At 71.5% G+C, this 12,542-nt stretch carries 14 protein-coding genes; 9 read left to right on the forward strand and 5 right to left on the reverse strand.

Annotated features, from left to right (window positions below):
• A partial coding sequence (locus tag ACFVJQ_RS07445) for a hypothetical protein (protein ID WP_385515324.1) occupies nucleotides 1-228 on the forward strand: 228 nt, incomplete at its 5' end.
• A 159-nt stretch (nucleotides 229-387) separates the two neighbouring features.
• On the opposite strand, the gene ACFVJQ_RS07450 is transcribed toward ACFVJQ_RS07445, so the two are convergent.
• Nucleotides 388-594: a DUF5999 family protein gene (locus ACFVJQ_RS07450; protein ID WP_308040975.1), complete on the reverse strand. Its 207-nt coding sequence runs from the start codon at nucleotides 592-594 to the stop codon at nucleotides 388-390.
• Between the two features lie 427 nt (nucleotides 595-1,021).
• Complete coding sequence (locus tag ACFVJQ_RS07455) at nucleotides 1,022-1,606, reverse strand: hypothetical protein (protein WP_385781671.1); 585 nt, start codon at nucleotides 1,604-1,606, stop codon at nucleotides 1,022-1,024.
• Nucleotides 1,607-2,167: 561 nt separating this feature from the next.
• On the opposite strand from ACFVJQ_RS07455, the gene ACFVJQ_RS07460 reads away from it, so the two are divergent.
• Nucleotides 2,168-3,685: a glutamate--cysteine ligase gene (locus ACFVJQ_RS07460; protein ID WP_385781674.1), complete on the forward strand. Its 1,518-nt coding sequence runs from the start codon at nucleotides 2,168-2,170 to the stop codon at nucleotides 3,683-3,685.
• A gap of 147 nt (nucleotides 3,686-3,832) precedes the next feature.
• On the forward strand, nucleotides 3,833-4,633 hold the full coding sequence (locus ACFVJQ_RS07465; RefSeq protein ID WP_385515327.1) for a CPBP family intramembrane glutamic endopeptidase: 801 nt from the start codon (nucleotides 3,833-3,835) through the stop codon (nucleotides 4,631-4,633).
• Here ACFVJQ_RS07465 and ACFVJQ_RS07470 read toward each other — a convergent pair whose 3' ends face one another.
• On the reverse strand, nucleotides 4,634-5,443 hold the full coding sequence (locus ACFVJQ_RS07470; RefSeq protein WP_385515328.1) for a PhzF family phenazine biosynthesis protein: 810 nt from the start codon (nucleotides 5,441-5,443) through the stop codon (nucleotides 4,634-4,636).
• Nucleotides 5,444-5,606: 163 nt separating this feature from the next.
• Here ACFVJQ_RS07470 and ACFVJQ_RS07475 point away from each other — a divergent pair, with 163 nt between their 5' ends.
• Nucleotides 5,607-6,224, forward strand: a complete 618-nt coding sequence (locus tag ACFVJQ_RS07475) for a PadR family transcriptional regulator (RefSeq protein ID WP_385781678.1) — start codon at nucleotides 5,607-5,609, stop codon at nucleotides 6,222-6,224.
• Between the two features lie 117 nt (nucleotides 6,225-6,341).
• Here ACFVJQ_RS07475 and ACFVJQ_RS07480 read toward each other — a convergent pair whose 3' ends face one another.
• On the reverse strand, nucleotides 6,342-6,770 hold the full coding sequence (locus tag ACFVJQ_RS07480; RefSeq protein WP_385515330.1) for an SRPBCC family protein: 429 nt from the start codon (nucleotides 6,768-6,770) through the stop codon (nucleotides 6,342-6,344).
• 277 nt (nucleotides 6,771-7,047) lie between these two features.
• Between ACFVJQ_RS07480 and ACFVJQ_RS07485 the strand changes: the two genes are divergently transcribed.
• The 3 genes from ACFVJQ_RS07485 (at nucleotide 7,048) to ACFVJQ_RS07495 (ending at nucleotide 9,825) form a co-directional block, all read left to right on the forward strand.
• Complete coding sequence (locus tag ACFVJQ_RS07485; protein ID WP_385515331.1) at nucleotides 7,048-7,599, forward strand: Clp protease N-terminal domain-containing protein; 552 nt, start codon at nucleotides 7,048-7,050, stop codon at nucleotides 7,597-7,599.
• A 72-nt stretch (nucleotides 7,600-7,671) separates the two neighbouring features.
• Nucleotides 7,672-8,676, forward strand: coding sequence for a DMT family transporter (locus ACFVJQ_RS07490; protein ID WP_385781682.1), 1,005 nt, complete (start codon nucleotides 7,672-7,674; stop codon nucleotides 8,674-8,676).
• Between the two features lie 186 nt (nucleotides 8,677-8,862).
• Nucleotides 8,863-9,825 carry a DMT family transporter gene (locus ACFVJQ_RS07495; protein ID WP_385515333.1) on the forward strand — a complete coding sequence of 321 codons (963 nt, stop codon included), beginning with the start codon at nucleotides 8,863-8,865 and terminating at the stop codon, nucleotides 9,823-9,825.
• Between the two features lie 43 nt (nucleotides 9,826-9,868).
• On the opposite strand, the gene ACFVJQ_RS07500 is transcribed toward ACFVJQ_RS07495, so the two are convergent.
• Complete coding sequence (locus tag ACFVJQ_RS07500; RefSeq protein WP_385515334.1) at nucleotides 9,869-10,567, reverse strand: pyridoxamine 5'-phosphate oxidase family protein; 699 nt, start codon at nucleotides 10,565-10,567, stop codon at nucleotides 9,869-9,871.
• A gap of 35 nt (nucleotides 10,568-10,602) precedes the next feature.
• Here ACFVJQ_RS07500 and ACFVJQ_RS07505 point away from each other — a divergent pair, with 35 nt between their 5' ends.
• Together ACFVJQ_RS07505 and ACFVJQ_RS07510 are read left to right on the forward strand one after the other, a co-directional pair.
• Nucleotides 10,603-11,934: an aminotransferase class I/II-fold pyridoxal phosphate-dependent enzyme gene (locus ACFVJQ_RS07505; RefSeq protein WP_385781686.1), complete on the forward strand. Its 1,332-nt coding sequence runs from the start codon at nucleotides 10,603-10,605 to the stop codon at nucleotides 11,932-11,934.
• A gap of 266 nt (nucleotides 11,935-12,200) precedes the next feature.
• Nucleotides 12,201-12,533 carry a glyoxalase superfamily protein gene (locus ACFVJQ_RS07510; RefSeq protein ID WP_385515336.1) on the forward strand — a complete coding sequence of 111 codons (333 nt, stop codon included), beginning with the start codon at nucleotides 12,201-12,203 and terminating at the stop codon, nucleotides 12,531-12,533.
• Nucleotides 12,534-12,542: the final 9 nt, after the last annotated feature.

Below are 12,542 nucleotides of genomic sequence, written 5' to 3' on the forward strand. Positions count from 1 at the left end.
GTCGGCCTGGGCCTCGCGGTCGCCCGGGGCTTCGCCGAGGCCATGGGCGGCACCCTCGACGCCGAGGACACCCCCGGCGGCGGCCTCACCATGGTGCTGAGCCTGCGCAGGGCGCCGGTCCGGGGAGACAACCGTGCCGCGAAGGTGGCCGTCCAGCCGACCCCGGCCGAGAAGCAGGCCGGGCGTTCCGGTGCCGGTGGCGTCAACATGCCGTCAGCGTCCGCCTGACCGGCTCCGGCTACGACTGGTCGGCCGCCTGCCGGTGTTCGCGATGGTGCGATCACGGGGAGTGACTGCCCCCGGACATACGTCGGGGCCGGCGCGCGGAGCAGGTCCGCGGTCGGCCCCGGTTGTGTCCGGGCGTGCTTGCGCTGTCGCCCGTCGGCGTCAGGCTGCCGTCATCACCGGGCTGCCGTGCAGCAGTCGGTGCGGGGCGATGGCCTGGCCGTCCGGCAGAAGCTCACCGGTGTCCTCGAAGAGCACAACTCCGTTGCACAGCAGGCTCCAGCCCTGCTCCGGGTGGTGCGCCACGAGACGGGCGGATTCCCGGTCGGCGGATTCTGCGGTGGGGCACGGTGGCTGGTGCTGGCACATGGAAGGGATCTTTCGCTCTGTCGTGATGGGTGAGTGTGCTGTCGTGTCTGTCCCGCGGCGTGAAGCGTCGTTCATGGCCGCCCCCCGTTAAGTCGGTCCGAATCCAGTGTTCCCCTACGGACGTGAATCCGCAGGGATTTCGCTGCACCGCTCCTTCACAGGTTGATGACGCATCACTCGCGCGGGCGGTTCATCTCAACTGCACTGTCCCTTCGGGTGGTTCGCAGTGGCCGGATGGGGCTAGCCCGGCCGGGTCGAAAGCCTTTCAATAGCTCGTACGAGTAATCAGACGCTCGTACGAGCAATATCCCTGGCGGGATCGGCGCGGGGATCAGCGTGGAGAACGGCGCAGAACGGTGCAGAACAACGCGTACCCCGCCACCGGGAAATTCGGCGGCGGGGTACGGGTGCGGCTCTGTGGAACAGGTCAGGCCGGTGAGCCGAGCAGGGGCACAGGGGGCACCCGATGGGTCAGCACCGGCAGCAGCTCGGCGACCCGGTGCGGACGGTGGGCCGCGATACCGGGCGGCGCGGGGGCCAGCGGTACCAGCAGGTCCGTCGCAGCCGGGTGGCCGGCCGCGCCGTCGGCGGCGCAGTCGCCGTGCAGCCAGAGCGTGAGCATGTAGAGGCCCGGCACGGACAGCAGACGCGGTTGGTACGACTGGGCGAGTGTCTCGGCCTGGCGCAGTGCACGCTCGGTGGAGGCGATGTACGGCCCCTCGAAGAAGTGCGAGAACGCCCAGCCGTCGGGCGTGAGCATGGTCTCCGCCGCGGCCACCGCCTGGTCGCCGCACCGGATCAGGAAGCGCCAGCCGGCCAGCCGGGTGACGGGAGTGCCCTTGGCGGTGATCCGGTCCAGAACATGGACGGGCAACGGGAGTTCGGGTGTGGCGGGCCCGTGGGCGCCGCGCAGGGAGGGGGTTCGGGCCTCACGGACGGCGGTGGGGGAACCGAGTGCTGTGAGGACGGAACGAAGCGCGGGCGCGGGAGCCGGGGGGACATGCAGCGGCATGGTGGGTCGCCTCTCATTCGACAGGCAAGTAGGCGCGAGGTGGCGGGGGCGGACGGCGCTGTCAGCTCACGGGGACAGAGAGGCGAGGGCCGGGGTCTGTGCGAGAGGGGCGTGGGTGTGAGGCCTGCCGTACGTCATCTCGACGGCAGGTTCCTCCGACCGCGGGCGCCAACCTTCTGTCTTCCGCGGAGTTTATACGACATTTGTTCAGCCAGTGTTTCGTCTAAACGCTTCCGGGCACTCGCACAAGGGTTCATTCGGTCGGCGATACGTGGAAAACATCCCGATTCCGAACCGATCGCACGGCGATGACCTCGGAAAACGCTCCCCGTGCGGTCGGCCAATTCGCGTCGGCGTTTTTCACGAGTTCCTGGCGCCGGAAAGTGTGCGGTGCACCTGCCCGGTGAATGTGCCGCCGGTCATCTCTGGTCCGAGTGACCAGAGTAGCGGGTGCGGGCACGCGCCGCGGGCGTTACGGATCGCCCGGGCTGGGCATCATCCCCCCTGACCCGGACACCGGCGGCCGGATCTTCGGCCTGCCCACCGAGGAGGGACGCTTCGATGGGGGAGAAGGTCGTGGCGGGCGCTTTCGACCTGTCCGATCGCCAGCGCTACCGCACCAAGCTGCGGCAGTGTCTGCGGGGTCTGGAGCGGCTGCTGGGGGAGAAGCGGTTCGATCGCCCGAAGAACCTCATGGGCCTGGAGATCGAACTGAATCTGGCCGGGGCCGACGGCATGCCGAGAATGCTCAATGCGCAGGTTCTGGAAAAGATCGCCAGCCGAGATTTCCAAACAGAACTCGCCATGTTCAACCTGGAAGTCAACATAGCCCCACACAGGTTGGGTGGCCGGGTATTCGATCGGCTCGCGGAAGAAGTCCGTACGTCCCTGGCATATGCCCACCGGAAAGCGGGTGAGGTCGACGCGGGAATCGTGATGATCGGCATTCTGCCCACACTCGACCGCGACGACCTGGTCTCCTCGAACCTCTCCGACGTCGACCGCTACACCCTCCTCAACGATCAGATCGTGGCCGCCCGTGGCGAGGACTTCACCCTCGACATCGACGGCGTCGAGCATCTGATCTGCACGTCGAAGTCGATCGCGCCCGAAGCCGCCTGCACCTCCGTGCAACTGCACCTCCAGGTCACCCCGGCCCGTTTCGCCGACGTGTGGAACGCCGCACAGGCGGCCTGCGCGGCGCAGATCGCCGTCGGCGCCAACTCGCCCTTCCTGTTCGGTCGCGAGCTGTGGCGCGAGTCCCGGCCGCCGCTGTTCCAGCAGTCCACCGACACCCGCCCGCCCGAACTGCAGGCCCAGGGGGTCCGGCCGCGCACCTGGTTCGGGGAGCGGTGGATCAGCTCGGCGTACGACCTCTTCGAGGAGAACCTGCGCTACTACCCCGCGCTGCTGCCGATCTGCGACGACGAGGACCCGCTGGCGGTGCTCGACGCCGGGGGCGTTCCGAAACTCGCTGAGCTCGTCCTGCACAACGGCACGGTGTACCGCTGGAACCGTCCCGTGTACGGGATCGCCGACGGCGTCCCGCATCTGCGCGTCGAGAACCGCGTCCTGCCCGCCGGCCCCACCGTCACCGACGTCATCGCCAACGCGGCCTTCTACTACGGCATCGTCCGCGCGCTCGCCGAGGACTCCCGGCCGGTGTGGACCCGCCTGCCCTTCGAGGCGGCCGCGGCCAACTTCGACGCCGCGTGCCGGTACGGCATCGACGCACGCTTCACCTGGCCGAGGCGCGGGCGGTACGGCGGGACGACCCAGGTCGAAGCGGTCAGTCTCGTACGGGACGAACTGCTGCCGCTCGCCGGGGCAGGGCTGGACGCGTGGGGCGTCGAACCGGCTGACCGGGACCTCTACCTGGGCGTGATCGAAGAGCGCTGCAGGCGCCGGGTCAACGGGGCGTCCTGGCAGGTCGCGACCTTCCACCGGGCACTGGAGGGCGGGCTGTCGCGCGCGGCGGCGCTGGCTGCCACCACGCGGCGCTACGCCGAGCTGAGCCACCTCGGGGAACCGGTGCACACCTGGCCGGTGGGGTTGCCGGAGCCGGCGCGGACGGGGTGACGACTTCCTCGGGCGGGGGAGCCGCCGGGCGGGGAAAGTGCGTCTGCAAGGCTGTCGTGTGGTCGGAGTGTGCGATCTTCGTAATCTCGTCGGGATGCCGACGGGCGAAGATGAGCGCGGAGCAGGACTACTCGACTGGAGGCAGGCGTGCAGGCGGAGACGGGCCGGGTGGCCGAATCCGAGCCGCAGGAGCGGCCGTCGCGACGGATTCTCCGTGATGAGACGCTGCTCGTGCTCGGGCTGTCGCTCGGTGCCAGCGGTGTGTCCGCACTGATCAGCTTCATCGGATCCGTCACCAGGCCCGGCGGCCTGAAGGACCAGGCCGCCACCCTCAACGCCTCGGCCGCTCCCGGCCGCCCCTGGCTCGACCTGGCGTGGCAGCTCTTCGGCATCGCCACCGCGCTCGTCCCCGTCGCCCTCGTCGCGCACTTCCTGCTGCGCGAGGGGCACAGCCTGAAGACCCTCGGCTTCGACCGCACCCGGCCCTGGCCGGACCTGGGCCGGGGCGCCGCGATCGCCGCGGTGATCGGCAGCAGCGGCATCGCCTTCTACCTGGCCGCGCGCGGCCTTGGCTTCAACCTCACCGTCGTCCCCGAGGCCCTGCCCGACGTGTGGTGGAAGTACCCGGTGCTGATCCTCTCCGCCCTGCAGAACTCCATCCTCGAAGAAGTGATCGTCGTCGGCTACCTGCTGCGCCGGCTCGACCAGTTGGGCTGGTCGCCGGTCTCCGCGCTGGTGGCCAGCTCCGTACTGCGTGGCTCGTACCACCTGTACCAGGGCATCGGCGGCTTCATCGGCAACATGGTGATGGGCGTGGTCTTCGTCTACCTGTACCGGCGCTGGGGCCGCGTCGGTCCGCTGGTGGTCGCGCACTCGCTGCTCGACATCGGCGCGTTCGTGGGCTACGCGCTGCTCGCGGGCAGGGTGGACTGGCTGCCGACGGCATGACTACGCCAGCAGCTCCCCCGCGATGACGGTGACCGCGCGGCCGGTCAGCAGGGTGCGGTCGCCGCGCAGTTGCGTGCGGACGCGGCCGGAGCGGGGTGAGGCCTGCAGGCCGGTGAGGTCGGGGCGGCCCAGACGCTCCGACCAGTAGGGGGCGAGGGCCGTGTGGGCGCTGCCCGTGACCGGGTCCTCGTCGATGCCGACGTTCGGGAAGAAACAGCGCGAGACGTAGTCGTAGCCGCGGGACGGGTCCTCGGCCCGGGCGGTGGCGATGATGCCGCGCGCCGAGTGGGCGCCGAGGGCCTTGTGGTCGGGGCGCAGGGCACGGACCGTCTTCTCGTCGGCGAGCTCCATGAGCAGGTCACCGACGTTCGGACCGGTGTCGAAGGCCGCGCCCGGCTCTGCGCCCAGGGCGCCGGCGATGCCCTCGGGGATGTCGGCCGGTGTGAGCGGGGCGGTGGGGAAGTCCAGGGTGATCGAGCCGTCCTCGTGCGGCTCCGCGACGAGCACACCGCTGCGCGTGGCGAACCGTACCCGGCCCTCGTGGGCGCCCGTGCTGTGCAGGACATGGGCCGTGGCGAGGGTGGCATGACCGCACATCGCGACCTCGGCCGCGGGTGTGAACCAGCGCAGCGCCCAGTCGGCCTCACCGCCCTCGGGGAGCGGGTGGGCGAACGCGGTCTCCGCGTGGTTGACCTCCATGGCCACGTTCTGCAGCCAGTCGTCGTCCGGGAAGGCGTCGAGGAGCAGGACCCCGGCCGGGTTGCCGGCGAAGGGGCGGTCGGTGAAGGCGTCGACGATTCGAATCTGCATGGTCATGACGCTAGGGGCTCCGCAAAGCCGCAGGCCAAGGCCAATTCGCGAGTGCTGGCCCGGTTGTCGGGGCCGTGGTTCTCGGTTCGGGCTTGTCGAGCGAGCTATTCCGATATATCGTTGAAGCATCGCGACAGATCAACGATGGAATGGAGTGATGGCGATGCGCAGCCACGGATACGAGCGTGGACATGGACACGGTGACCCTCGGCGTGGCGGAGGTGACTTCGACGGCCGGCGTGAGGCCTTCGGGCCGTTCGGCCCCGGCGGGCACCACGGATTCGGGCCCGGCTTCGGTCCCGGACCCTGGGGTGGACGAGGGCGAGGAGGTCCGAGGGGAAGGGCACGGCGGGGTGACGTACGGGCCTCGATCCTGGCCCTGCTGAAGGACCGGCCGATGCACGGTTACGAGATGATCCAGGAGATCGCCGAGCGCAGCGGCGGGGCGTGGAAGCCCAGCCCCGGCTCGGTCTACCCCACCCTCCAGTTGCTGGAGGACGAGGGCCTGATCGTCAGTGCGACCGAGGGCGGCAAGAAGCTGTTCTCGCTCACGGAGTCGGGTCGCGCGGCGGCCGAGGAAGGTCCCGAGGCGCCCTGGGAGGCGGCCTCGCGCGGGATCGACTGGGAGGCTCTCGGTGAGATCCGCCAGGCCAGCTTCGGACTGATGGAGGCCTTCGGGCAGGTCTGGAAGACCGGCAGTGCGGAGCAGCGGGAGAAGGCGGTCGGCGTCATCAACGAGGCCCGCAAGAAGCTGTACCTGATCCTCGCCGACGAGGACTGACAGCCTCCCCGCCGTGCGGCCGTAAGAAGCCGTACGGCCTTGAAGAAAAGGCGCCCCGCGGAACGACGATCCGCGGGGCGCCTCCGCATGCCTGCCGAAAGCTCGGCCGCGGGGAGTTCAGGCCACCAGCCCGCCCAGCTTCCGCAGCGACTCGCCCAGCGCGGCGGTCGCCGAGTCCTTGAGCTTGCCCGCCATCAGTGAGACCGCCGCGCCGGTGAACTCCCCGTCGATACGGACCGTCGTGGCGCCGCCGTCGGGTGTGAGGGTGTAGCGCGTGGCGACGGTGACGGCCATCGGGCCCTTGCCGCGAATGGCCAGCACCCGGGCCGGTTCCAGTTCCTCCACGGTCCACTCGACTTCGGCCGGGAAGCCCATGAGCTTCATGTTCTCCTGGAACGTCGCGCCGACTTCCAGGGTCGAGGGGCCGCCCTTGGGGAAGCTCGTGTGGGTCGCGTTCCACTCCCCGTACGTGGACCAGTCCGTGAGTCGCGCCCAGACCTTCTCGGCCGGTGCCTCGATGCGTGCCTCCGCGCTGACTTCGGCCATGCGACCACCTCTTCGTGTCGGGCTTGGGTGTCGCGGAACGTAGCCGCAGGGGCCGGAACATTCAATACTGATGAACCGTCAGAAAATGTGGAGGCCGCTGGAGTGCGGTGGTTTGCGCACCCGGCGCACGGCAAGACGGCGCGCGCCCCCGCGGTCGATTCGGCGTGATCTCATCCGTAAGGAGGAGATTCCGGCCAGGGACGTCCGCTCTGTGTGGGACGCAAAAATGCTTCTGTCCGGGGATGACCGGAGCTGCAGGGACTGATGGGGTGAGAGTGTGCAACCCCATATCCCCCAGCAGCCGGCCCACGACCAGGGCGCCCACGGCGCGGACAACGATGCCGGGCTCAGCGCGGAGCTGGCAGCGGTGGTCGCCGGTGCCCGCAGGCGGGCCCTGAGGGACGGGGACCGGCAGATCGACACCGCCCATCTGCTGCACTCACTACTGGAGTACGCCCCCCAGGTGCGCGCCGTCTTCGACGGCGGACCCCAGCTCGCCCGGCTGCTCGGCTATCTCGTGCAACGCAGCATCGGTTACGGCCTGCGCTGGCAGAGCACCGTGGAGGACTCCGGCGCGATTCCCGTCGTACCCGAGGCCGAGGGATACTCGCCGCTGGCCGCGGGAGCGATGTCGTACGCCGGTGAGCGGGCCGCGCGGCGCGGCGACGACCTGGCCCGCGGGGTCGATCTGCTCGCCGCGATCGTCGTGGACCCGCAGGCGCGGGCCGTCGAGGTGCTCGACCGCGCCGGTGTCGACGCGGGCGAGCTGTTCACCCGGATCGAGCAACGCTCCGAGGAAAACGTCGGGGGCGGCGAGACCGGCTGCTGACGTGCTGCGCGGCGTCCAGCCGGTGAGACAGGTGTCAAAAGGGATGACGCTCATGTCATCGCCTGTCATCATGTGCCGGTGCGTACGTCAGTCAGCAGTCAGGGCAGCCGCGGCAAGGGCGTCGGGCTCTCGCTCGCGCTCGGGTCGGCGGTCGCCTTCGGAGGTTCCGGGGTCGCGGCCAAACCACTGATCGAGGCGGGCCTCGACCCGCTGCACGTGGTGTGGCTGCGGGTGGCGGGCGCGGCCCTGGTGATGCTGCCGCTCGCCGTGCGCCACAGGGCGCTGCTGCGCCGCCGCCCCGCGCTGCTCGCCGGGTTCGGACTGCTCGCCGTCGCCGGTGTGCAGGCCTGCTACTTCGCCGCCATCTCCCGTATCCCGGTCGGGGTCGCGCTGCTCGTCGAGTACCTCGCGCCCGCTCTCGTCCTCGGCTGGGTGCGGTTCGTGCAGCGGCGGCCGGTGACGCGTGCCGCGGCGCTGGGCGTGGTCCTCGCGGTCGGCGGTCTGGCCTGTGTCGTCGAGGTGTGGTCCGGGCTCGGCTTCGACGCCCTCGGGCTGCTCCTCGCGCTCGGCGCCGCCTGTTGCCAGGTCGGCTACTTCGTCCTGTCCGACCAGGGCAGCGACTCCGGTGCCGACGCACCGGACCCGCTCGGCGTCATCGCCTACGGCCTGCTGATCGGCGCCGGTGTGCTCACCGTCGTCGCCCGCCCCTGGTCCATGGACTGGTCGGTGCTCGGGAACGCCGCCCACATGGACGGCACCGCGGTCCCGGCCGTGCTGCTGCTGGCCTGGATCGTGCTCGTCGCGACCGTCGTCGCGTACGTCACCGGCGTGCTCTCCGTGCGCCGGCTCTCGCCGCAGGTGGCCGGCGTGGTGGCCTGCCTCGAGGCGGTCATCGCGACCGTGCTGGCCTGGGTCCTGCTCGGCGAGCACCTGTCGGCGCCGCAGATCGTCGGCGGCGCGGTGGTCCTGGTGGGGGCGTTCATCGCGCAGTCGTCGACGCCCGCGAAGGGCTCCCTCGAGCCGGTCGCCGGCGGCGGGCCCGAACGCGAGTTGTCGGCCCGCGGAACAGCGGCATAAGGTGCTGACCATGCATTCGGACGCACGCGTTCTTCCGCCTCCGGCCGCCTGAGGCGGGCCTCCGACCCACACGCCCCGCGGCATCTCGCCGGGCGGAACGGTGCTGCCCGCGGAAGACGTCCGCGACCCCGCTGAGCGGCGGTCCCCGAACTTCCGCGCAATTCTGCGCATTTGCGGAGAGAACACGTGTCCACTGCGTCCCCTGCTGTCTCCGGCCTGCCCGTCGGGCGAGGCCTGCTGTATCTGATCGTCGCCGGTGCCGCCTGGGGCACCGCGGGTGCGGCCGCCTCGCTGGTCTACCGGACCAGCGACATGGGCTCCGTCGCCCTGTCCTTCTGGCGCTGCGCGGCCGGACTGGTCCTGCTGCTCGCCGCCCGCCCGCTGCGCCCGCGCGCCCGGACCACCCCCGCTCCCGAGCCCCTCGCCCGCAAGGTGCTGCGGATCGGCTCCACCGGGCTCGGTCTCGCGGTGTTCCAGACGGCCTACTTCGCCGCCGTGTCCGCCACCGGCCTCGCCGTCGCGACCGTGGTCACCCTCGGTGCCGGTCCCGTGCTCATCGCGCTCGGCGCACGGCTGACCATGGGCGAGCGGCTCGGCCGCGCCGGCCTCATGGCCGTGGCCGGCGCGCTCACCGGGCTCGGGGTGCTCGTGCTCGGCGGCGGGGACACGGCCGTACGGCCCTGGGGCGTCGCACTCGCGCTGCTGTCCGCCGCCGGCTACTCGGCGATGACCCTGCTCACCCGCTACTGGGGCCGTGACGGCGGGGCGGACGCCTCCCGTACGACCGTGTGGGCGTTCGCGGTCACCACCCTGTGCCTGCTGCCGTTCGCGCTCGCCGAGGGGCTCGTGCCGCACACCGCCGAACCGGTCCGGCTGCTCTGGCTCGTGGCGTACATCGCTGCGGTTCCCACGGCACTTGCGTACGCCCTGTACTTCGCGGGCGCGGCCGTCGTACGGTCGGCCACCGTGTCCGTGATCATGCTCCTCGAGCCGGTCAGCGCAGCGGTCCTCGCCGTCGCTCTGCTCGGCGAACACCTCACCACCGCCACGCTGACCGGCACCCTGCTGATGCTCGGCGCGGTCGCGGGACTCGCGGTGACCGAGGCGCGCGGGGCACGGGCGGTACGGGGGGAGCGGGCGCTCGGGTGACGGACGGCCCAGGGCCTGTCCCGGTGCGCGCCCGCCCCGCGGGTCACGCCCGGTGGCAGGCCCGGTCGGTCACCAGATAGTCGGGGAGTTCGGTGCCGGGGGCCAGGTCCGGGTCGCCGACCGGGGTTTCGTAGCCCTTGCGCAGCGGGACGACGCCGGCCCAGTGCGGGAGGGCGAGGTCCTCGGGCTCGTCGTTGACACCGCCCGTGCGGATCTTGGCGGAGACCTCGTCGAGGTCGAGGCGGAGCACGGCGGTGGCGGCGAACTCCTTGGCGTTGGCGGGCCGCGAGTCCTGCGATCGGCCCGGCACCACGTGGTCGACGAGCGCGTCCAGGGCCTGGCGCTTCTCGTCGGGGTCGGTGACGTCGTGGGCGATGCCGTGCACCACCACGGAGCGGTAGTTGATCGAGTGGTGGAAGGCCGAGCGGGCCAGGATCAGCGCGTCGACGTGGGTGACGGTCAGGCACACCGGCAGGCCCGGAGCGGCCTTGCCCGCCATCCGCAGCGGGCGCGAGCCGGTCGAGCCGTGCACATAGAGCCGCTCGCCGACCCTGCCGTACAGGGTGGGCAGCACGACCGGCGCCCCGTCGCGGACGAAGCCGAGGTGGCAGACGTAGCCCTCGTCGAGTATCGCGTGCACCACGTCCTTGTCGTACGAGGCCTTGTGCGCGGCGCGGGTGGGAACCGTGCGGTCGGTGGCGGTGTACGAGGCCTGCGACGGCGTGTCCTGGGTTCCCTGCATGGCGTTCTCCATTGCACTAGTGCATACTTGGCTTTGTGCTAGGAGACTATCCGATCGAGGGTCGGGGTGCAGCAGAGATTTCCGCGAGCGTCGAGCGCGCGGTGGGCGCCGGCGCCCTGGTCCCGGGGCAACTGCTTCCGCCCATGCGGGAGTTGGCGTCCCGGCTCGGCGTGAACCCCAACACCGTCGCCGCCGCCTACCGGGTCCTGCGCGAGCGCGGGGTCATCGAGACCGCCGGGCGCCGGGGCAGCCGGGTGCGGCCCAAGCCGGCCACCACCGGGCGCGACGACATCCGCGTGGACGTACCGGAGGGCGTGCGCGACCTGTCCGCCGGCAATCCGGACCCGGCGCTGCTGCCCTCGCTGGCGGCGGCGTTCGCCGCGGCGGCCGCTCAGGCGGACCGGGAACCGGTGCTCTACGGCGACGCACCCGTGGAACCCGAACTGGCCCGCATCGCCCGGGCCGACCTGAACGCCGCAGGAGTGCCGGACGGGCCCGTCGTCGTCACCTCCGGCTCGCTGGACGCCATCGAGCGGGTCCTCGCCGTGCACCTCAAGCCCGGGGACACCGTCGCCGTCGAGGACCCCGGCTGGAGCAGCCTGCTCGACCTCGTCCCCGCGCTCGGCCTGCGCACGGTGCCGGTCCGCCTCGACGACGACGGACCGCTCCCCGACGACGTGGAGCGCGCCCTGTCGGCGGGAGCGCGGGCCCTGATCGTCACGGACCGAGCCCAGAACCCCACCGGAGCCGTGGTGAGCCCTGCACGCGCGCGTGCTCTGCGCTCCGTGCTCCGCCGGCACCCGGCGATCCTGCTGATCGAAGACGACCACGGGCACGGGATCGTGGACCTGCCACTGCACCCCCTGGCAGGTGTCACCGCCCACTGGGCCTTCGTCCGCTCGGCGGCCAAGGCGTACGGCCCCGACCTGCGGCTCGCCGTGCTCACGGGGGACGAGGTGACGCTGGACCGGGTCCGCGGGCGGCAGCGGCTGGGGCCCGGCTGGGTCAGCCGGATCATCCAGCGGGCGGTGGCACGGCTGTGGGCCGACGGCGCGGTGGACGCGTCGGCGGTCGCGGCGGCCTACGGGCGGCGCCGGGACGCCCTGATCGGCGAGCTCGCACGGCGTGGCATTGCGGCGTACGGGCGCAGCGGCCTGAACGTGTGGATTCCGGTGCCCGACGAGACGGGAGCCGTCGCGCGTCTGCTGCACGCCGGCTGGGCGGTCGCCCCCGGCGCCCGCTTCCGGATGAGCGCCCCACCCGGCATCCGGGTCACCGTCGCCACACTGACCGAGGACGAGGCCGGCCCACTGGCCGACGCGATCACCTCAGCGGTGGGACCGGCGCCGGTGCGTAGGTATGTCTAGGGCCTGTCCGGCGGATCAGGTCGCAGGAAATCGGCGGCGCCCTATCAGCGCTGGCGAGCGGGGTCTGGTGCGTCCAGCTGCAAGGCGGAGGAGGGAGTCGACGCGATGGGGGCCCCTCCCGCACGAGCGAAGCCGAGCGTGGGGGAGTCGGCGAGTGACGACAACGCCGCAGATGGACGTGCCAGACCCCGCGTCTGCGGCATGACCCGCCGGACAGGCCCTAGTGCATCGTCGGCGCTGTCAGTGGCGTCTGGAACCATGGCGCCATGGACGAGGAAGTCATCCCGATCCTGCGCGTGGCCGACGCCGCAGCAGCGGTCCGCTGGTACGAGCGCCTGGGCTTCGGCAAGCAGTGGGAGCACCGTTTCGAGCCGGGGCTGCCGGCGTTCGTCGAGGTCGTGCGCGGCCGGATGCGGCTGTTCCTGTCCGAGCACACCGGGGACGCCCGGCCGGACACGCTGGTGTACCTGAGAGTCGCCGATGTCGACGCGGTCGCCGCCGAGTTCGGGGTGCAGGTGGCCGACGCGCCCTGGGCGCGCGAGATCGAGCTGCGCGATCCGGACGGCAACCGCCTGCGGATCGGCACGCCGACCGAGTGACCGTCGGGG

The sequence above is a fragment of the Streptomyces sp. NPDC127197 genome, from assembly GCF_042672405.1.
Classification (GTDB): Bacteria; Actinomycetota; Actinomycetes; order Streptomycetales; family Streptomycetaceae; genus Streptomyces; species Streptomyces flavusporus.

Coding starts and splice junctions, on each gene's coding strand:
- ACFVJQ_RS07455 (WP_385781671.1), bottom strand. CDS start 1,606: ATGCCGCTGCATGTCCCCCCGGCTCCCGCGCCCGCGCTTCGTTCCGTC.
- ACFVJQ_RS07450 (WP_308040975.1), bottom strand. CDS start 594: ATGTGCCAGCACCAGCCACCGTGCCCCACCGCAGAATCCGCCGACCGG.
- ACFVJQ_RS07500 (WP_385515334.1), bottom strand. CDS start 10,567: ATGCAGGGAACCCAGGACACGCCGTCGCAGGCCTCGTACACCGCCACC.
- ACFVJQ_RS07475 (WP_385781678.1), top strand. CDS start 5,607: ATGCGCAGCCACGGATACGAGCGTGGACATGGACACGGTGACCCTCGG.
- ACFVJQ_RS07480 (WP_385515330.1), bottom strand. CDS start 6,770: ATGGCCGAAGTCAGCGCGGAGGCACGCATCGAGGCACCGGCCGAGAAG.
- ACFVJQ_RS07510 (WP_385515336.1), top strand. CDS start 12,201: ATGGACGAGGAAGTCATCCCGATCCTGCGCGTGGCCGACGCCGCAGCA.
- ACFVJQ_RS07460 (WP_385781674.1), top strand. CDS start 2,168: ATGGGGGAGAAGGTCGTGGCGGGCGCTTTCGACCTGTCCGATCGCCAG.
- ACFVJQ_RS07470 (WP_385515328.1), bottom strand. CDS start 5,443: ATGCAGATTCGAATCGTCGACGCCTTCACCGACCGCCCCTTCGCCGGC.